This window comes from Nocardioides sp. cx-169, assembly GCF_021083605.1.
Taxonomy (GTDB): Bacteria; Actinomycetota; Actinomycetes; order Propionibacteriales; family Nocardioidaceae; genus Nocardioides.
The window spans coordinates 148,826-167,663 of record NZ_JAJNRO010000009.1; the positions used below are offsets into that span (position 1 = coordinate 148,826).

Genomic DNA, 18,838 nt, shown 5'->3' on the forward strand with positions numbered 1-18,838 from the left:
GGCGTGCGTGCCCAGTCGGTGGTCGCCTTCGGCGGCGGCCACGGCCTGTTCGCCTCGCTCACGGCGCTGCGGCTCCTCGTCGACGACCTGACCGTCGACGACCTCACCGCGGTCGTGACCGTGGCCGACGACGGCGGCTCGTCGGGGCGGCTGCGGGGTGAGTTCGGGGTGCTGCCGCCCGGTGACCTGCGGATGGCTCTTGCCGCCCTGTGCGGCGAGGGCGCCTGGGACGTCACCTGGTCGCGGGTGCTCCAGCATCGGTTCCAGGGGGCCGGCGAGATGCGCGGCCACGTCGTGGGCAACCTGCTGATCGTCAGCCTCTGGGAGCTCCTCGGCGACCATGTCGCCGCGCTGGACTGGGTGGGGCGGCTGCTCGGGGCCAAGGGCCGGGTGCTGCCCATGGCCCTGACGCCCCTGGTCATCACCGCGGAGGTGGAGGGACTGGAACCGGACCGCCTCGTGACGGTGCGCGGCCAGGTCGAGGTCGCCTCGACCCCCGGCCGCATCGCCTCCATCGCGCTGGAGCCCCCGGACCCCGAGGTGTGCCCCGAGTCCGTCGCGGCGGTGCGGGCCGCCGACTGGCTGGTCCTGGGCCCGGGCTCGTGGTTCACCTCCGTCATCCCGCACCTGATGGTGCGCGAGCTCTGCGAGGCGATCGTCACCAGCGACGCCCGGCTGATCGTGGTGCTCAACCTCGAGGAGCAGGCGGGGGAGACCGACGGCTTCGGCCCCGCCGAGCACCTCGCGGTGCTCGTCGAGCACGCCCCCGACCTGCGGCCCCACGTCGTGCTCGCCGACCCGCGGTCGCTGGGTGACGACGCCGACGAGCTCGAGCGGGCCGTGACCTCCTACGGCGCCCGCCTGGTGCTTGACGACGTGATGCTCGACGACGGCACCGCCCGCCACGACCCGGTGAAGCTGGCCGCCGCCTACGCCCGGATCATGAGCGGTGCCTGACCGGCGCGGCGAGGCCTGCCCCCGAGGGTGATTGACTCGCGTGCAAGGATCGGCGCATGGCGATGACGGCCCAGGTGAAGGCGGAGTTGTCCAGCACCCAGATCACGAAGACCTGTTGCCGCAAGGCCGAAGTCGCCTCCATGCTGCGGTTCGCCGGCGGCCTCCACATCGTGAGCGGCAGGATCGTCGTCGAGGCCGAGCTGGACACCGGCGCCGCCGCGCGGCGGCTGCGCAAGGACATCGCCGAGGTCTACGGCCACAGCTCCGACGTGGTGATGGTGCAGGGCGCAGGAATTCGCAAGGGCAGCCGCTACCTCGTGCGCGTGACCAAGGACGGCGAGGCGCTCGCGCGCCAAACCGGTCTCATCGACCAGCGCGGGCGACCTGTGCGCGGCCTGCCGCCCGCCGTCGTGTCCGGGGGAGGCTGCGACGCAGTCGCCGCCTGGCGCGGCGCCTTCCTCGCCCACGGCTCGCTCACCGAGCCGGGCCGGTCCTCCTCGCTCGAGGTGACCTGCCCGGGACCCGAGGCCGGCCTCGCCCTGGTCGGCGTCGCGCGGCGTCTCGGCATCCAGGCCAAGGCGCGCGAGGTGCGCGGGGTCGACCGGGTCGTGATCCGCGACGGCGACGCGATCGGGCAGCTGCTGACGCGCCTGGGCGCCCACGAGTCGCTCATGGCCTGGGAGGAGCGCCGCATGCGCCGCGAGGTGCGAGCCACGGCCAACCGCCTGGCCAACTTCGACGACGCCAACCTGCGCCGCTCCGCGCGCGCCGCCGTGGCTGCCGGCGCCCGCGTCGAGCGCGCGCTGGAGATCCTCGGCGACGAGATCCCCGACCACCTCAAGCTCGCCGGGTCCCTGCGCCTGGAGCACAAGCAGGCCTCGCTCGAGGAGCTCGGCCAGCTGCACGAGCCGGTGCTCACCAAGGACGCGATCGCCGGTCGCATCCGGCGGCTGCTGGCCATGGCCGACAAGCGCGCGGAGGAGCTCGGGATCCCCGACACCGAGTCCTCGCTGACCCCGGAGATGCTCGCCGACGAGGGCTGAGCCCGGCGTAGGTCCCGTCTGTTCGGGACCTACGTGGGTTACCGGTACGTACCGAGGGACGACAGTCTGGTCGTACACCCCGAACCGATAGGGTCGGGCACGACGCGGCTCCACGAGCTGGGAGCCGCACCACCCGCGCACCGCTAGGAGCAATCGCAGTGACCGTACGCGTAGGCATCAACGGCTTCGGCCGCATCGGACGCAACTTCTTCCGGGCCGTCGTGGCCTCCGGAGCCGACATCGAGATCGTGGCCGTCAACGACCTGACGGACAACAAGACGCTCGCCACCCTGCTGAAGTACGACTCCATCCTCGGGCGTCTCGACGGCGACGTGACCCACACCGACACCGACATCACCGCCGCGGGCCACACGTTCAAGGTCTTCGAGGAGCGCGACCCCGCCGCCCTGCCGTGGGGCGACCTCGGCGCCGACATCGTGATCGAGTCCACCGGCTTCTTCACCGACGCCACCAAGGCCAAGGCCCACGTGGACGGCGGTGCCAAGAAGGTCATCATCTCGGCCCCCGCCAAGAACGAGGACGTCACGATCGTGATGGGCGTCAACGAGGGCGACTACGACGCCGCGAGCCACACGATCATCTCCAACGCGTCGTGCACCACCAACTGCCTCGCGCCCATGGCCAAGGTGCTCAGCGACGAGCTCGGCATCGTCAAGGGCCTGATGACCACCATCCACGCCTACACCGGCGACCAGAACCTCCTGGACGGCCCCCACAAGGACCTGCGGCGCGCCCGTGCGGCGGCGACCAATATCGTCCCCACGTCCACCGGTGCCGCGAAGGCGATCGGCCTGGTCATGCCCGAGCTCAAGGGCAAGCTCGACGGCTACGCGCTCCGCGTCCCGGTGCCCACCGGCTCGGCGACGGACCTCACCTTCGAGGCCGGTCGCGAGACCACCGTGGAGGAGGTCAACGCGCTGATGAAGGCGGCGGCCGACGGCAAGATCCTGCGCTACAGCGAGGACCCGATCGTCTCCAGCGACATCACCACCGACCCGGCGTCGTGCATCTTCGACGCGCCCCTGACCAAGGTCATCGGCAACCAGGTCAAGGTCGTCGGCTGGTACGACAACGAGTGGGGCTACTCCAACCGTCTCGTGGACCTGGTCAACTACGTCGGCGAGACCCTCTGACGTGAGCGACCTCTCCTCGCTGGGTGACCTTCGTGGGAAGCGCGTGCTGGTCCGCTCGGACCTGAACGTCCCCCTCGACGGCCCCGATGATCACCGAGTCATCACCGACGACGGCCGGATCCGGGCGAGCGTCCCGACCATCCGCGCGCTGGCCGAGGCCGGTGCGCGGGTGGTCGTCACCGCCCACCTGGGACGGCCCAAGGGCTCCCCGGACCCCGCCTACTCGCTGCGCCCGGTCGCGGACCGGCTCGGCGAGCTGCTCGGCGCCCCGGTCGCGTTCGCCGCCGACACGGTGGGCGACTCGGCCCAGGAGACCGTCGCCGGACTCGGTGACGGCCAGGTCGCGCTCCTCGAGAACGTCCGCTTCAACGCCGGGGAGACCAGCAAGGACGAGGCCGAGCGCGGCGCCTTCGCCGACCAACTCGCGGCCCTGGCCGACGCGTTCGTCTCCGACGGCTTCGGCGTCGTCCACCGCAAGCAGGCCAGCGTCTACGACGTCGCCCAGCGACTGCCGCACGTCATGGGTGGCCTGGTCGCCCAGGAGATCGAGGTCCTGCGCCGGCTGACCGTCGACCCCGAGCGGCCCTACGTCGTCGTCCTCGGCGGCTCGAAGGTCTCCGACAAGCTCGGCGTCATCGACAACCTCCTCGGCAAGGCCGACAAGCTGCTCATCGGCGGCGGCATGGTCTTCACCTTCCTCAAGGCCCAGGGCCACGAGGTCGGCAAGAGCCTGCTCGAGGAGGACCAGCTGGACGTGTGCCGGTCCTACCTCGCCCGGGCCGAGGAGTCCGGTGTGGAGATCGTGCTGCCCACCGACATCGTCGTGGACACCGCGTTCCCCTCGGGCGACGCCGAGCCGCACCCGCAGGTCGTACCCGCCACCGCGATCCCGAGCGACGCGCTCGGACTCGACATCGGTCCCGAGTCGGGGGCGGCGTTCGCCGCCGCCCTGCAGGGGGCGCGCACGGTGTTCTGGAACGGGCCCATGGGGGTCTTCGAGGTCGCGGCCTTCGCGGAGGGCACCCGCGCGGTGGCCCAGGCGCTGACCGAGATCGACGGGCTCTCCGTGGTCGGTGGCGGCGACTCCGCCGCCGCCGTCCGCGCCCTGGGCTTCGACGAAGCCGCCTTCGGGCACATCTCCACCGGTGGTGGGGCCAGCCTGGAGTACCTCGAGGGCAAGGAACTGCCCGGCATCACCGTCCTGGAGGACTGACCCATGGCTGACTCGAAGGCTCCCGGCCGCACGCCGCTCATGGCGGGCAACTGGAAGATGAACCTCAACCACCAGGAAGCGGTGGTGCTCGTCCAGAAGCTGGCGTGGACGCTGTCGGACAAGCGTCACGACTACGGCAAGGTCGAGGTGGTCGTCTGCCCGCCGTTCACCGACCTGCGCTCGGTCCAGACCCTCGTCGACGGCGACCGGCTCTCGGTCAAGTACGCCGCCCAGGACGTCTCGACCAAGGACTCCGGCGCCTACACCGGTGAGATCTCCGCGGGGATGCTGGCCAAGCTCGGCTGCTCCTACGTCGTCGTGGGCCACTCCGAGCGCCGCGAGTACCACGCCGAGTCCGACGAGATCGTCAACGCCAAGGCGCACCAGGCCCACCGCGCGGACATGACCCCCATCGTGTGCGTCGGCGAAGGGCTCGAGATCCGCCAGTCCGGCGAGCACGTCGCCTACACACTGGCTCAGGTCGACGGGTCGCTGGCCGGCTTCACGGCCGAACAGGTCGCCGGCCTGGTGGTCGCCTACGAGCCCGTGTGGGCGATCGGCACCGGCGAGGTCGCCACACCCGAGGACGCGCAGGAGGTCTGCGCGGCCATCCGGGCCCGGATCCGCGAGGTCCACGGGGACGCGGCGGCCGACGGCGTACGCGTGCTGTACGGCGGCTCGGTGAAGGCCAACAACGTCGCCGGGATCATGGCCAAGGACGACGTGGACGGCGCCCTGGTCGGGGGCGCGAGCCTCCAGGTCGACGAGTTCGGCGGCATCTGCCGCTTCTACGACATGCCGGTCCTCTGACTCTCCGCCCTCTGCCGTAGGATTCCTCGCTGTGACAACGCTCTTCACCGTTCTGCTCGTCATCACGAGCACCCTGCTGATCATCCTGGTGCTGCTGCACAAGGGACGTGGCGGCGGGCTCTCCGACATGTTCGGCGGCGGTGTCAGCAGCTCCCTGGGCGGCTCGTCCGTCGCCGAGCGCAACCTCGATCGGTTCACGATCGGGATCGGTGTCATCTGGTTCGCCTGCGTGATCGCGCTAGGCCTGTTGCTCGCTTACCAGAACTGAAAGAAGGTAGGACACATGGCTGGTGGAGGTAGCGCCATTCGCGGTAGCCGGGTCGGCGCCGGGCCGATGGGCGAGGCGGAGCGCGGGGAGGCGGCGCCGCGTCAGGCGGTGACGTACTTCTGCTCCCGCGAGCACACGTCGGTCGTGATGTTCGCCGTGGAGGCGGTGGCCCCCGACTCCTGGGACTGCCCCAAGTGCGGACTGCCCGCCGGCCGGGACTCGGAGAACGCCCCGCCGGCCAGCAAGATCGAGCCCTACAAGACGCACCTGGCCTACGTGAAGGAGCGCCGCTCCGACACCGAGGCGGCCGACATCCTCGACGAGGCCATCCAGCTGCTCCGCTCCCGTCGCAAGTCCGGCGACATCATCTTCTGATCCCGTCTCCCCGCTGACCCGTCAGAGACTCTCTGACGGGTCAGCGGCATTTCGGGGGAGTTGGGTGACGGGGTCGATGGGCTCAGAGGCGGGAGGCGGCCTCGCGGTCGAGGAACCAGACGGTGTCGATCTGGCCGCGTACGCCGCGGGCGGGGGTCTCCTCGACGGAGCCGTGGTCGGCCAGGGCCTTCGCCACGGCCTCGGCCTTGCCCTCGCCGCTGGCGACCAGCCAGACCGACCGGCTGCGGTTGAGGGCGGGGAAGGTGAAGGTGATGCGCTCCGGGGGAGGCTTGGGGGAGTCGGTCACTGCGACCGCGATCCGGTCCTCGACCGCGAGCTCGGGGCGGCCCGGGAAGAGCGAGGCGACGTGGCCGTCCGGCCCGATGCCGAGCATGACCACCTCGAACTCGCCGGCGCCGTGGGCCCGGACCGCGTCCTCGAACGCCTGGGCGGCGGCCACGACGTCGGCACCGGAGTCGCTGGCGGGCATCTCGTGCACCTGGGTGGCGCCGACCTGGTCCAGGAAGGCGCGCCGCGCCTGAGCGGCGTTGCGGTCCGGGTCGTCGGCGGGCACGAACCTCTCGTCTCCCCACCACACCACGACTCGGGTCCAGTCGACGTCCGAGCCGGGGGTCAGGCGGGCGAGCTCGCGGTGCAGCGCCTCGGCGATGCTGCCACCGGTCAGGGCGATGTGCGGCTCCCGCCCGGCCTCCTGGGCGTCCGTGAGCCGGGACAGCAGCTCCCCGGCGACCGCGGTGGCCAGCGCGCCGGCGTCCGGGTGCACCTCGATCAGCGGGGCGCTCGCCGCCGTCACGAGGCGGCCTTCCGCAGTCGCTTGGTCACCTCGGCGTAGACGTCGTCCTCGTCGAGGCGGCGCAGCTCCTCGGCGAGCAGCTCCGGGAGGCTCCGGCGCTTCAGCGCGATCGGCCGGTCGGGCTTGCCCGGCGACTCGTAGTTCGCCAGCTTGCCGTCGGGTCGGCTGATCCGGATCGGCCCCTCGGCCGTCTCCAGGACCACCTCGGTGATGCCGGGGCCGCCCGAGTTGGCGCGCTCGACCTGCACGTGCAGCCGGGTGCCGAGCCAGGCCGCCAGCAGGTCGGCGCTCGGGCTGATCCGCTCGGCGGTGACCGAGGCGCCGGTCACCTTGACGTGGTGCTGGTCGAGCGCGGCGGCGAGCAGGGCCCGCCAGGGCGTGATCCGCGTCCAGGCCAGGTCGGTGTTGCCCTTGACGTACGACGCGCACTGCACGTGCAGCGCCCTGCTCTTGCCCCGCGGGGCGGCCGCGGCATCGGTGATCCGCCGCTGGGCGAGCGCGCCCAGCGGGTCCGCCGCGGGGTCGGCGGGGGCGTCGGTGGGCCACCAGACGGCCACGGGGGAGTCGGGCAGGAGCAGCGGGAGCACGACCGAGGAGGCGTGCTTGACGACCTCGCCCTTGAGCCGGATCACCGCGGTCTCACCGGTCCAGCCGGCGCCGGTGCCGACCTGGGCGTTGATCTCGCCGGCGCCGCGCGCATCGCCCAGGATCACGCCGAGGGCGCGGGCCGGATGCTCGTGGGAGGCCTCGCGGGCCGCTCTCATGGCGTCCTCGGCGTCGTCCTCGGGGACGACGATGACCAGCGTCATCACCATGCCCATCGCGGGGCTGCCGGCCCTCTTTCGCCCGCGGACGAACTCCGCGGCGATCTTGGCGGACGTGGTGTTGGTGAGCTCGATCATGTCGGGGCCCCCTCGAAAGCGTGGGTCGCAGGAGCGTAGCGGGGGAGGCTCACGGTTGCGTGGGGCGACATCATGGTCGCCTCCAGACGCGTCCGTCGCGGGCCAGCATCTTGTCGGCCGACGCCGGGCCCCAGGTGCCGGAGCCGTACTGCTCGGGCTTCCCCTTGCGCTCCCAGGCCTCCAGGATCGGGTCGAGGATCTTCCACGAGAGCTCAACCTCCTGGTGGCGGGGGAAGAGCGGCGGGTCGCCCAGCAGCACGTCGAGGATCAGCCGCTCGTAGGCCTCGGGGCTGTCCTCGGTGAACGAGCCGCCGTAGGCGAAGTCCATGTTGACGTCGCGGATCTCCATGGCGGTGCCCGGCACCTTCGAGCCGAAACGCAGGGTCATGCCCTCGTCGGGCTGGATCCGGATCACCAGGGCGTTCTGGGTGAGCTCCTCGACGGAGCTGGCGCTGAACGGCTGGTGCGGCGCCCGCTTGAACACCACGGCCACCTCGGTGACCCGGCGCCCCAGGCGCTTGCCGGTGCGGAGATAGAACGGGACGCCGGCCCAGCGACGGGTCTCGACGTGCAGCGTGATCGCGGCGAAGGTCTCCGTGGTGGAGGACTTGGGGATTCCCTCCTCCTCGAGGAAGCCCGCGACCTTCTCACCTCCGGCCCAGCCGGCGGCGTACTGCCCGCGGGCCGTGGTCAGGTCGAGCCGCCGGGGGAGCCGGACGCTGGCGAGGACCTTCTCCTTCTCCATCCGCAGGCTGTCGGCGTCGAACGACGTCGGCTCCTCCATCGCCACGAGCGACATCAGCTGCAGCAGGTGGTTCTGGATGACGTCGCGGGCGGCGCCGATGCCGTCGTAGTAGCCGGCCCGGCCGCCGATGCCGACGTCCTCGGCCATGGTGATTTGGACGTGGTCGACGTAGTTGCCGTTCCACAGGGGCTCGAACATCATGTTGGCGAAGCGGGTCGCCAGGATGTTCTGGACCGTCTCCTTGCCGAGGTAGTGGTCGATCCGGAAGATCGACCCCGGGGGGAAGACCTCGTCCAGCGACGCGTTGAGCTCCCGGGCCGACTGCAGGTCGTGGCCGAACGGCTTCTCGACCACCACCCGGCGCCACGAGTCGCCGTGCGGGTCGGCCAGGCCGTGCTCCTTGAGCTGGGAGGCCACGGTGCCGAAGAAGGCCGGCGGGATCGCCAGGTAGAACGCGTGGTTGCCCTCCGTGCCCCGGGTGCGGTCGAGCTCCTCGATGGTCTGCCGCAGGAGCTCGAACGCCTCGTCGTCGTCGAAGTCGCCCTGGACGAACCGGAACCCCTCGGAGAGCTGCTTCCAGACCTCCTCGCGGAACTCCGTGCGGGCGTAGGCCTTCACCGAGTCGTGCACGATCTGCGCGAAGTCCTGGTCGGCCCAGTCGCGACGGGCGAAGCCCACCAGGCTGAAGCCAGGTGGCAGCAGGCCGCGGTTGGCGAGGTCGTAGATCGCCGGCATGATCTTCTTGCGCGACAGGTCGCCGGTGACGCCGAACAGCACCATCCCGCAGGGGCCGGCGATGCGGGGCAGCCGCCGGTCCCGCGGGTCGCGCAGCGGGTTGACGTAGGTCATGCGAGCACCCCTCGTACGGCGTCCAGGTCGTCCGGTCCGCTCACGTGCAGCCGCAGGACCGGCCGGCCTTTGTCGGCGAGCACCTGCCCGTCGCCCACGGCCTGCGCGGTGAGGAACTCGTGGAAGGTGAAGGGCCGGTCGGGCACGGCCAGGTCGGCCACGGGCTGGCCCGTGACCTGGAGGTAGACGCCGGTGTCGGGGCCGCCCTTGTGGTACTGCCCGGTCGAGTGCAGGAAGCGCGGCCCCCACCCGAAGGTGACCGGCCGGCCCGTGCGCGCCGCCAGGCGGTCGCGTACGGCGGACAGCGCGGCGTCGCGGTGGCGGTCCAGGTAGGCCTGCACGGCGACGTAGCCGGTCCGGGGGTCGAGCTCCGCGAGCAGCGCGTCCACGGCGCCGGCGACGGTGTCGGTGCCCTCGGGCAGCCAACCGGGCGAGGCGTAGACGGTGACCGCCCCCTCCACGAACACCGGGGTGGGCTGGTTGCCGCCGCCGTCGAGCATCTCCCGGGCGGCGGCCTTGGCGCTCTCGACGTCGGGCTGGTCGAAGGGGTTGATGCCGATGACCCGGCCGGCGACCGCGGTGGCGTACTCCCACAGCAGCATCTGGGCGCCCAGCGACGCGTCGACGGCGGCGCCCCAGCCGGAGGTGGGCCGGACCCGCTCGAGGACCCGCTCCGGGCCGATCGTGACCAGCACCTCGTCGGGCGTGCTGGGCGCGAAGTCGGGGGACTCGACGGAGTCGACGACGACCGGGAGGATCCCCTTGCCGTCCTTGCCGGTGGACTCGGCGACGAGCTGCTCGGCCCAGTCGCCGAAGCCGGCGAAGGGGGCGCCGGCGTTGGCCAGCACGAGCTTGTCGGCTCCGGCCAGGTTGGCCGCCCCGAGCAGCGCGCCGAGCCGGAGTCCGGGGTTGTCGGGGGAGTCGGCCTCCAGCGCCGGGCGGATCGCCTCCGCCTCGTCGAGCAGCGTGGCGATGTCGGCACCGGCCAGGCCGCTGGGGACGAGTCCGAAGGCGGTCAGCGCCGAGTAGCGGCCGCCCACCTCAGGGTCGGCGAGGAACACCCGGTAGCCGGCCCCGCGCGCCGACTCCTCGAGCGGGGAGCCCGGGTCGGTCACGACGACGATGCGCTGCGCCGGATCGATCCCGGCGTCGCGAAACGCCTTCTCGAAGGCGCGTCGCTGGCTGTCGGTCTCGACGGTCCCGCCGGACTTCGACGACACCACCACGACGGTCTCGTCGAGCCGGGACTCGAGCGCGCTGCGCACGAAGTCCGGGTCGGAGGAGTCGAGCACGTCCAGCGCGACGCCGTCGGACTCGCAGATCACCTCGGGTGCCAGCGAGGAGCCGCCCATCCCGCACAGCACGACCCGGGTCAGGCCGAGGTCGCCGAGCTCGACCCGCAGGGCCTCGATCTCGGAGACCAGCGGCCGCGAGCGCTCGGACAGGTCGACCCAGCCGAGCCGCTTGCCGGACTCGGACACGGCGTCGCGACCCCACAGGGTGGCGTCGCGGCCGGCGATGCCGCTCGCGACGCCGTCGGCGACCAACGCCTCCACCGTCGCGGCGTACGCCGCCTCGTCGGCGTAGCCGAAGAACAGCTCGAAACCGTCCCCCTCGACAGTGTTCCAAGCCGTTTCGCTCATGCCTGGGCCTTCTCCATCTGGCCGCGGACCGTCTCCACCAGCTCGACCCAGGACTTCTTGAACTTCTCCACGCCCTCCTGCTCGATGCTCAGCAGCACGTCCTCGAAGTCGACGCCGACGTCGGCGAGCCGGTCGAGAACCGCCTGCCCCTCCTCGGCCCTGCCGGTGACCTGGTCACCAGTGACCTCCCCGTGGTCGGCGAACGCCTCCAGCGTCTTCTCCGGCATCGTGTTGACGGTGCCGGCGACGACCAGCTCGCTCACGTAGAGGGTGTCGGGGTAGTCGGGGTTCTTGACGCCGGTGGACGCCCAGAGCGGGCGCTGCACGACGGCGCCGGCGTCGGCCAGCGACTGCCAGCGCTTGCCGGCGTGGACCTCCTGGAACGCCCCGTAGGCCACGCGGGCGTTGGCGATGGCTGCCTTGCCCTTGAGCGCCGCGGCCTCGTCGGTGCCGAGCTCGTCGAGGCGCCTGTCGACCTCGGTGTCGACGCGCGAGACGAAGAAAGAGGCGACCGACTGGATGGTGGACAGGTCGGTCCCGGCCTCTCGGGCCTGCTCGAGGCCGGTGAGGTAGGCGTCCATGACCTCGCGGTAGCGCTCGAGGCTGAAGATCAGCGTGACGTTGACGCTGATGCCATGGGCGATCGCGTGCGTGATCGCGGGCAGGCCCTCCTTCGTGGCCGGGATCTTGATCAGCGCGTTGGAGCGGTCCACCGCCTTCCACAGCGCCTCGGCCGACGCGATGGTGCCGTCGGTGTCGTTGGCGAGGTCCGGCTCGACCTCGATCGAGACCCGGCCGTCCGACGAGCTCCCGTCGGCGACCGGCTTGAGGATGTCACAGGCGTTGCGGACGTCGTCGGTGGTGAGCTCGAAGATCACCTTCTCGACGGATGCGCCGCTCGCGACCAGGCGCTTGACCTGGTCGTCGTAGCGCTCGCCGTCCGCGATCGCGCCGGCGAAGATCGTCGGGTTGGTGGTCACGCCGACCACCGACTTCTCCTTGACGAGGTCGGCGAGGTTGCCGCTCTCGATCCGCTCCCGCGACAGGTCATCGAGCCAGATGGATACCCCGGCGTCCGCCAGGGCCTTCAGTCGGTCACTCATGGTTGCTCCTGTGCTCGTCGGTGGTGCCGGAGGATCGTCAGCCGGAGATGGTCCGGATGCTGTCGCGGGCGGCGTTGGCCATGGCCTCGCCCGTGATGCCGTACTCGGTGTAGACGCGCTGGAAGTCCGCCGAGGCCCCGTAGGTGTCGATCGACAGGATCCGGCCGTGGTCGCCGACCAGCTCCCGCCAGCCCTGCTTGACGCCGGCCTCGACCGAGACGCGGGCCTTCACTGTCGGCGGGATGACGGTCTCGCGGTAGGCCGTGTCCTGCTCCTCGAACCACTCCAGGCACGGCATGGAGACCACGCGCGCGCGGATGCCGTCGGCCGCAAGGATCTCGCGCGCCGCGACGGCGACCTGGACCTCGGAGCCGGTGCCGATCAGGACCACGTCGGGCTGACCGCCCTCGAGCCGGGCCGGGCTGTCCAGCAGCACGTAGCCGCCGCGGCGGACGTTGCTCGCGTCGCCCCAGCGCTCACCGTCGGCGTCCTCGCCTCGCGGGAAGACCGGGACGTTCTGGCGGGAGAGGGCCAGTCCGGCCGGCCGGTCGGTGCGCTCCAGGATGGCCTGCCAGCAGGCGGTGGTCTCGTTGGCGTCGGCCGGGCGGACGACGTCGAGGCCCGGGATCGCGCGCAGCGCGGCGAGGTGCTCGATGGGCTGGTGCGTGGGCCCGTCCTCGCCGAGGCCGATCGAGTCGTGGGTCCACACGTAGGTCACGGGCAGGCCCATGAGCGCCGCGAGCCTCACGGCGCCGCGCATGTAGTCGGAGAACGTCAGGAAGGTGCCGCCGAAGACGCGGGTGCCGCCATGCAGCGCGATGCCGTTCATGATCGCGCCCATGCCGTGCTCGCGGATGCCGAAGTGCAGCACCCGGCCCGCGAGCGGGTCGCCCTTCCACTGGTCGGTCGAGCGCTCCCGGGGGATGAACGACGGCGCGCCCTCGATCGTGGTGTTGTTCGACTCGGCGAGGTCGGCGGAGCCGCCCCACAGCTCCGGCACCCGGCCGGCGATCGCGTTGATGGCCGCACCGGAGGCCTTGCGGGTCGCCATGCCCTTGGGGTCGGCGGGGAACGTCGGCAGGTCGTCGGCCCAGCCGGTGGGCAGGGTCCGGGTCTGCAGCCGCTCGTAGAGGTCGACGTCGGCCGACGGCTTCCTGGCCCAGCGCTTGAGCTCCTCGTCCCACGCGGCCTCGGCGGCGCGCCCGCGCTCGACGAGTCCCCGCGTGTGCTCGAGCACCGCGGGCGGCACCTCGAACCTCAGCGACGGGTCGAAGCCCAGGATCTCCTTGGTCGCGGCGACCTCGTCGTCGCCCAGTGCGGAGCCGTGGGACTTGCCCGTGCCCTGCGCGTTCGGCGCCGGCCAGGCGATCATGGTGCGCAGCACGATCAGGCTCGGCTGGTCGGTGACCTCGCCGGCCTTGACGACCGCGCGGTACAGCTCTGGCACGTCCTCGACGTACGTCGTGGCGTCCTGGGTCCAGTCGACGGTCTGGACGTGCCAGCCGTAGGCCTCGTAGCGCTTTGCGACGTCCTCGGTGAACGCCACGTCGGTGTCGCCCTCGATGGAGATCCGGTTGGCGTCGTAGATCACCGTGAGGTTGCCGAGCTGCTGGGTGCCGGCGATCGAGGAGGCCTCGGCGCTGACGCCCTCCTCCAGGTCGCCGTCGGAGCAGATCGCGTAGACGTGGTGGTCGAACGGCGAGTCGCCCTCGGCCGCGTTGGGGTCGAGCAGACCGCGCTCACGACGGGCCGCCATCGCCATGCCGACGGCGTTGGCCACACCCTGGCCGAGCGGGCCGGTGGTGGTCTCGACGCCCGCGGTGTGTCCGTGCTCGGGGTGCCCCGGGGTCTTGCTGCCCCAGGTGCGCAGCGCCATCAGGTCCTCGATCTCGAGGCCGAAGCCGCCGAGGAAGAGCTGCGTGTAGAGCGTGATCGAGCTGTGGCCGCACGACAGGACGAAGCGGTCGCGCCCCGGCCAGGCCGGGTCGGCGGGGTTGTGACGCATCACCTTCTGGAAGAGCAGATACGCCGCCGGAGCGAGGCTCATGGCCGTGCCGGGGTGGCCGTTGCCGACCCTCTGCACCGCATCCATGGCCAGGACCCGGGCGGTGTCCACCGCCTTGTCGTCGATCTCGTTCCAGTCCAGCCCTGTGCGTGTCGTCACGTCGTTCCTCTCCGGGGGGTTGCGCCGTTCCGAGCCTACTCAGGCGAGGCGTTAGACTCGCACTCGCACCGGTTGCCCGAGGCAGCCTTTCCCATTCCCGAGGATCTCCGTGACCTACGTCGGCCAAACGCCTGCGGCTGCACAGCAGCCCGAGCGGGAGGACCCGAGCGAGCGACCGTCCGTCAAGGACGTCGTCGCCGCCTACGTCGGGCTCACCAAGCCACGGGTCATCGAGCTGCTGCTGCTCACGACCGTTCCGGTGATGTTCTTCGCGCAGCGGGGCGTGCCCGAGCTGCGCCTGGTCCTCGCCACGGTGGTCGGCGGCGCGCTGTCGGCCGGCTCCGCGTCGGCGTACAACTGCGTCTACGACCGCGACATCGACGAGCAGATGCGGCGGACCCGCCGCCGCGCGCTGCCGCGCCACATCGTCAGTCCGGTCGCGGCACTCGTCTTCGCGACCGTGCTCGCCGTGCTCTCGACCGTGGTGCTGGTGGCCGAGGTCAACCTGCTGTCCGCGGGCCTGTCGCTCGGGGCCAACGCGTTCTACGTGCTCGTCTACACGATCCTCCTCAAGCGCCGCACGACGCAGAACATCGTCTGGGGCGGACTGGCCGGCTGCTTCCCGGCCCTGATCGGCTGGACCGCCGTCACCGGCGAGCTGTCGTGGGTCCCGGTGATCCTGTTCGCCGTGGTGTTCTTCTGGACGCCGCCGCACACCTGGGCGCTGGCCCTGCGCTACCGCGAGGACTACTCGAACGTCGACGTGCCGATGCTGCCCGTCGTGGTGCCCGCCCGCGAGGTCGGCCGCCAGATCGTGCTCTACAGCTGGGTCATGGTCGCCACCTCCCTGCTGCTGTGGCCGGTGGCCGGCACCGGACCGTTCTACCCGGTCGCCGCGGCGGTCCTCGGAGCCGTGTTCCTGGTAGAGGCCCACAAGCTGATGCGCCGTGCCCGCGGCACCGAGGACCTGAGCGTGATCCAGCCGATGCGGTTGTTCCACCACTCCAACCTCTACCTGTCGCTGCTCTTCGTCGCGGTCGCGTTGGACCCGCTGCTCAAGATCTGAGCCGGCGGGACACGGCGAGCGTCCTCAGGCCCGCGGTTGGCGCCTCGTCGGGTCGCACCCGTCGCTTGTGGCCACCGCCGATGCGGTCGCCTACGGTGCTGTGATGGACCTCTTTCGTACGAAGTCGGTCGAGCAGTCCATCGCCGAGACCGATGAGCCGGAGCACCGGCTGAAGAAGGATCTCGGCGTCCTGGACCTGCTGATCTTCGGCGTCGGGGTCATCATCGGTGCCGGGATCTTCGTCGTGACCGGCACGGTGGCCAAGACCAACTCCGGACCGGCGATCACGATCTCCTTCGCGATCGCGGGTCTCGCCTGCGGGCTGGCGGCGCTCTGCTACGCGGAGTTCGCCTCAACCCTCCCGGTCGCCGGCAGTGCCTACACCTTCAGCTACGCCTCGTTCGGCGAGCTGCTCGCCTGGATCATCGGGTGGGACCTGGCGTTGGAGTTCACGATCGGGGCGGCGGCGCTCAGCACGAGCTTCTCGGGGTACTTCCAGGAGGTCTTCCATGGCACGTTCCTCGAGGTGCCGGAGTCCCTGGGATCGGCCGCCGACGGCGTGGTGGATCTGCCGGCGGTCGTGATCTCGCTGCTGGTGACGGCGGTCCTGGTGGGCGGCATCAAGCTCTCGAGCCGGCTCAACCAGGTCATCGTCGCGGTCAAGCTGCTGGTCATCGCCGTGGTCATCATCTTCGGCATCGGCCACATCAAGGCCGCCAACTACACGCCGTTCATCCCGCCCTCGGAGCCCACCCCCGAGGCGAGCGGCGGCTTCCTGGACGTCACGCTGATCAGCTCGCTGCTGGGGGTCGAGCCTGCCGTCTACGGTCTCGCGGGCGTGATCGCCGGTGCCTCGATCGTGTTCTTCGCCTTCATCGGCTTCGACGTCGTCGCCACCACGGCGGAGGAGACCAGGAACCCACAGCGCGACGTGCCCCGCGGCATCCTCGGCTCCCTCGTCATCGTGACCCTGCTCTACATGGCAGTGAGCCTGGTCCTCACCGGGATGCAGAACTTCCGCGACATCGAGGCCGGCGACCCCGCCCCGCTCGCGACCGCGTTCGATGCCGTGGGGCTGGAGTTCATGGGCCGGCTGATCTCGATCGGCGCCTGCATCGGGTTGATCGTGGTGGTGATGATCCTGATCCTCGGCCAGACCCGCGTCGCCTTCGCCATGGCTCGCGACGGGCTGCTGCCCCAGGGGCTGGCCAAGGTGCACCCACGCTTCGGCACGCCCTACGTCATGACGATCCTCACGGGTGTCGCGGTGGCACTGATCGGTGGCTTCGTCGACCTCGCCACCCTGGTCAACCTGGTCAGCATCGGGACCCTCTTCGCGTTCATGCTGGTCAGCGTCGGCGTCGTGATCCTGCGCCGCAGCCGACCGGAGCTGCACCGCTCCTTCCGGACGCCGGCCGTCTACGTGGTCGCCACCGCCTCGGTGCTGCTGTGCTTCTACCTGATGCTGAACCTCACCGGCGGCACCTGGGTCCGCTTCCTGGCGTGGATGGGCATCGGCCTGGTCGTCTACGCCGGCTACGGCTACCGCCACTCACGCCTCGGGCGGAGTCAGGCCGCGCCCGAGTCCAGCCCCGACGCGGTCTAGGGGGCGCGTCAGGCTGAACGCGCGCGATGGTGGTCGGGACGTGGATGCGTGCTTGGTTGGTCATCAACGACGAGCACCCGTTCAGAGTTGACGCTACGACAACGGCGCAGCGGCACTCGCGCGCGCGATCGATCGCGGATCAAAGACCCATCAGTGAAGGAGACCTATGTGCCGAGTCCTCGCCTATATCGGGTCGGAAGTACCGTTGGAGAACCTCCTGCTCAAGCCTGAGAACAGTCTCGTCAACCAGGCCCTCGACCCGGAGCGTCACCCTCAGCTTCAGCTGGCCGGGTGGGGATTCGGAGCGTGGAGCGAGCACCTGCTCAAACCAGACGAGCCGTTCCTCTACCACCGCCCCATGGCTGCCTTCTACGACGACAACGTCGGCGGCATCGTGCCGAGTCTTCAGGTCAGCACCATGCTTGCTCACGTGAGAGCGGCGGACTACAACGCCAAGACCGTGCTGGCCGACGAGAACTGTCACCCCTTCTCCTACCGAGGAACCCCTTGGATCATCGCGCAGAACGGTGATCTGCCGAACTGGAAGCTCTTGCAGCGCGAGCTGCTGCGCCACTGCAAGGACCAGTACCTGGAGCAGATGAGGGGCAACACGGACACGGAGTTCCTCTACGTGCTCCTGCTGTCCCTGCTCGAGAGCGACAGCGACGAGGATGTGAAACGCGGATTCGAGGAGATGATGAGGCTCCTCGTGCAGGCGATGAAGGATCTTGATCTCCCGGCACTGGCCAAGCTGAAGGTGGCCCTGGTCGCCCCGAACCGGATCATCGGGGTCAACGTCGGAACCGGCCACCAGGGTGAGACCGAGCCGGCGGGTGACTGGAGAGAGCTGCGAAAGTCCGGTCCGGGCACGGATGACTTCGCCCTCTCGATGCTCTTGGAGCCGATGTATCTGCTGGCGGGTCGGAACTTCCAGCATGACGAGACGACCTACGACTTCGAGGATTGCCGCATCGAGGAGGCGACGTCCGTCATCTTCGCCTCCGAGCCGCTGACCGAAGGCACCGACGACTGGTCGACGTTGGAGTTCGGGGAGATCGTGTTCCTCGAGAGGGACGGCGAGAGCATCACCAGAACGGTGGACCGATTGAAGGTGTAGACGGGCGCCGGGAGCCGGGCGGTCCCAGGAACGTCAGAAGCAGGCGATGTCCATGGGGACGCTGGCCGGGCGCAACACCAGCGGCTCATCGAATCCGGGACTGGGCTGCCGCCAGGTCACCCGATCGGTGCACGTCCTCGCAGCGGTCGCACAACGCCCAGAACGAGGGCAGCGTGTGCCCCTTGCCGTACTCCCGGTAGGCGATGAGATCACGGGCCAAGGGGTGCACCCAGGTAGCCGGGTCGCCACAGAAGGCGCACGACCGGTCTCGTCTGCTCGTCGGTGCCCCGTCCCCGTCGACCCAGCCCTCCGGCTCGGGGGACGACCAGAGCCGTGAGATCGACACCGTGTACTCCGCCTCGGATGGGTCCATGCGGGAGATGCTCGTCCCACCGGCCGGGTCGGACAACCCCCGGCCCGCCCCGATTCGGCCCCCGCCGCCGCCGAGACCGCCGCAGGAGCTGATGTCACAATCCCGGCGCTCGCCCAGCCGTGACATGCTGCCACCCATGCCCCAAGTCACAGCAGACGCGTGGGTCGGGGTGCCGCCCGACACGGCGTTCGCCGTCTCCCAGACGACCGGCGAGGTCAGGCTGGGCTGGGACCCGTTCATCCGCCACCAGCACCTGATCGAGGCCGAGCGGCCAGGCACCGGGGTCCGCACGCTGACCAAGGCGCGGGTCGGGCCGACGATGATCAGCCGCTACGTCTCCTACCGTCCGCCGACCTCGGTCGGCATGACGATGGAGAAGGGACCGTGGTTCTTCGCGACCTTCGGCGGCGGCTGGCGCTTCACCCCCGAGGAGCGCGACGGGGTCGCCGGCACCCGCGCGGTGTGGAAGTACACCTGGTCCGGTCGGCCCTCGTGGCTCAGCCCGCTGGCCGACCCGATCGGCCGGTGGCTGCTGGGCCGCGAGATCCGGGCTCGGATCGCGGCCTTCGCCCGCGCCTGCGGGGACCCCGACGTGGTGGCGGCCGCCCTCAGGCCCCGGTCGCCGGCGTAAGGGGC

At 70.8% G+C, this 18,838-nt stretch carries 17 protein-coding genes; 11 read left to right on the top strand and 6 right to left on the bottom strand.

The features are described from left to right. Window positions 1-3 precede the first annotated feature (3 nt). From yvcK to LRP67_RS14015, 7 genes are all read left to right on the top strand, one after another. Window positions 4-957, top strand: coding sequence for a uridine diphosphate-N-acetylglucosamine-binding protein YvcK (gene yvcK, locus LRP67_RS13985; protein ID WP_231270779.1), 954 nt, complete (start codon window positions 4-6; stop codon window positions 955-957). A gap of 56 nt (window positions 958-1,013) precedes the next feature. After that, window positions 1,014-2,000, top strand: a complete 987-nt coding sequence (gene whiA / locus LRP67_RS13990; protein ID WP_231270780.1) for a DNA-binding protein WhiA — start codon at window positions 1,014-1,016, stop codon at window positions 1,998-2,000. A gap of 158 nt (window positions 2,001-2,158) precedes the next feature. Further along, window positions 2,159-3,154 carry a type I glyceraldehyde-3-phosphate dehydrogenase gene (gene gap, locus LRP67_RS13995; RefSeq protein WP_231270781.1) on the top strand — a complete coding sequence of 332 codons (996 nt, stop codon included), beginning with the start codon at window positions 2,159-2,161 and terminating at the stop codon, window positions 3,152-3,154. Window position 3,155: 1 nt separating this feature from the next. After that, window positions 3,156-4,367, top strand: a complete 1,212-nt coding sequence (gene pgk, locus LRP67_RS14000) for a phosphoglycerate kinase (protein WP_231270782.1) — start codon at window positions 3,156-3,158, stop codon at window positions 4,365-4,367. A 3-nt stretch (window positions 4,368-4,370) separates the two neighbouring features. Continuing rightward, window positions 4,371-5,177, top strand: a complete 807-nt coding sequence (gene tpiA / locus LRP67_RS14005; RefSeq protein ID WP_231243600.1) for a triose-phosphate isomerase — start codon at window positions 4,371-4,373, stop codon at window positions 5,175-5,177. Between the two features lie 31 nt (window positions 5,178-5,208). Then, window positions 5,209-5,445, top strand: coding sequence for a preprotein translocase subunit SecG (secG, locus tag LRP67_RS14010; RefSeq protein WP_231243599.1), 237 nt, complete (start codon window positions 5,209-5,211; stop codon window positions 5,443-5,445). 15 nt (window positions 5,446-5,460) lie between these two features. Further along, on the top strand, window positions 5,461-5,820 hold the full coding sequence (locus tag LRP67_RS14015) for an RNA polymerase-binding protein RbpA (RefSeq protein ID WP_231270783.1): 360 nt from the start codon (window positions 5,461-5,463) through the stop codon (window positions 5,818-5,820). Between the two features lie 82 nt (window positions 5,821-5,902). On the opposite strand, the gene pgl is transcribed toward LRP67_RS14015, so the two are convergent. From pgl to tkt, 6 genes are all read right to left on the bottom strand, one after another. After that, window positions 5,903-6,634 (bottom strand): 6-phosphogluconolactonase, encoded by a 732-nt coding sequence (gene pgl, locus LRP67_RS14020; protein ID WP_231270784.1) that lies wholly within the window; start codon window positions 6,632-6,634, stop codon window positions 5,903-5,905. After that, entirely contained in the window at window positions 6,631-7,536 is a 906-nt protein-coding gene (locus tag LRP67_RS14025; protein ID WP_231270785.1) for a glucose-6-phosphate dehydrogenase assembly protein OpcA, read from the bottom strand. Before LRP67_RS14025 ends, pgl begins: the two co-directional genes overlap by 4 nt. A 70-nt stretch (window positions 7,537-7,606) precedes the next feature. Beyond that, the gene (zwf, locus tag LRP67_RS14030; RefSeq protein ID WP_231270786.1) at window positions 7,607-9,130 is read right to left on the bottom strand and encodes a glucose-6-phosphate dehydrogenase; all 1,524 of its coding nucleotides are present in this window, start codon (window positions 9,128-9,130) and stop codon (window positions 7,607-7,609) included. Beyond that, a complete protein-coding gene (locus LRP67_RS14035) occupies window positions 9,127-10,773 on the bottom strand; it encodes a glucose-6-phosphate isomerase (RefSeq protein ID WP_231270787.1) in 1,647 nt (548 codons plus the stop codon). Before LRP67_RS14035 ends, zwf begins: the two co-directional genes overlap by 4 nt. Then, entirely contained in the window at window positions 10,770-11,876 is a 1,107-nt protein-coding gene (gene tal, locus LRP67_RS14040; RefSeq protein WP_231270788.1) for a transaldolase, read from the bottom strand. The genes LRP67_RS14035 and tal overlap by 4 nt, the downstream gene beginning before the upstream one ends. Before the next feature lie 37 nt (window positions 11,877-11,913). Then, window positions 11,914-14,040: a transketolase gene (gene tkt, locus LRP67_RS14045; protein WP_308189750.1), complete on the bottom strand. Its 2,127-nt coding sequence runs from the start codon at window positions 14,038-14,040 to the stop codon at window positions 11,914-11,916. 109 nt (window positions 14,041-14,149) lie between these two features. Here tkt and LRP67_RS14050 point away from each other — a divergent pair, with 109 nt between their 5' ends. From LRP67_RS14050 to LRP67_RS14065, 4 genes are all read left to right on the top strand, one after another. Continuing rightward, window positions 14,150-15,106, top strand: a complete 957-nt coding sequence (locus LRP67_RS14050) for a heme o synthase (RefSeq protein WP_231270789.1) — start codon at window positions 14,150-14,152, stop codon at window positions 15,104-15,106. Window positions 15,107-15,209: 103 nt separating this feature from the next. After that, a complete protein-coding gene (locus LRP67_RS14055) occupies window positions 15,210-16,712 on the top strand; it encodes an amino acid permease (RefSeq protein WP_231270790.1) in 1,503 nt (500 codons plus the stop codon). 205 nt (window positions 16,713-16,917) lie between these two features. Then, window positions 16,918-17,829, top strand: a complete 912-nt coding sequence (locus LRP67_RS14060) for a class II glutamine amidotransferase (protein ID WP_231270791.1) — start codon at window positions 16,918-16,920, stop codon at window positions 17,827-17,829. A 509-nt stretch (window positions 17,830-18,338) separates the two neighbouring features. Next, window positions 18,339-18,833: an SRPBCC family protein gene (locus LRP67_RS14065; protein ID WP_231270792.1), complete on the top strand. Its 495-nt coding sequence runs from the start codon at window positions 18,339-18,341 to the stop codon at window positions 18,831-18,833. Window positions 18,834-18,838 lie beyond the last annotated feature (5 nt).

Coding starts and splice junctions, on each gene's coding strand:
- whiA (WP_231270780.1), top strand. CDS start 1,014: ATGGCGATGACGGCCCAGGTGAAGGCGGAGTTGTCCAGCACCCAGATC.
- tpiA (WP_231243600.1), top strand. CDS start 4,371: ATGGCTGACTCGAAGGCTCCCGGCCGCACGCCGCTCATGGCGGGCAAC.
- LRP67_RS14015 (WP_231270783.1), top strand. CDS start 5,461: ATGGCTGGTGGAGGTAGCGCCATTCGCGGTAGCCGGGTCGGCGCCGGG.
- LRP67_RS14025 (WP_231270785.1), bottom strand. CDS start 7,536: ATGATCGAGCTCACCAACACCACGTCCGCCAAGATCGCCGCGGAGTTC.
- zwf (WP_231270786.1), bottom strand. CDS start 9,130: ATGACCTACGTCAACCCGCTGCGCGACCCGCGGGACCGGCGGCTGCCC.
- LRP67_RS14035 (WP_231270787.1), bottom strand. CDS start 10,773: ATGAGCGAAACGGCTTGGAACACTGTCGAGGGGGACGGTTTCGAGCTG.
- tal (WP_231270788.1), bottom strand. CDS start 11,876: ATGAGTGACCGACTGAAGGCCCTGGCGGACGCCGGGGTATCCATCTGG.
- LRP67_RS14055 (WP_231270790.1), top strand. CDS start 15,210: ATGGACCTCTTTCGTACGAAGTCGGTCGAGCAGTCCATCGCCGAGACC.
- LRP67_RS14065 (WP_231270792.1), top strand. CDS start 18,339: ATGCCCCAAGTCACAGCAGACGCGTGGGTCGGGGTGCCGCCCGACACG.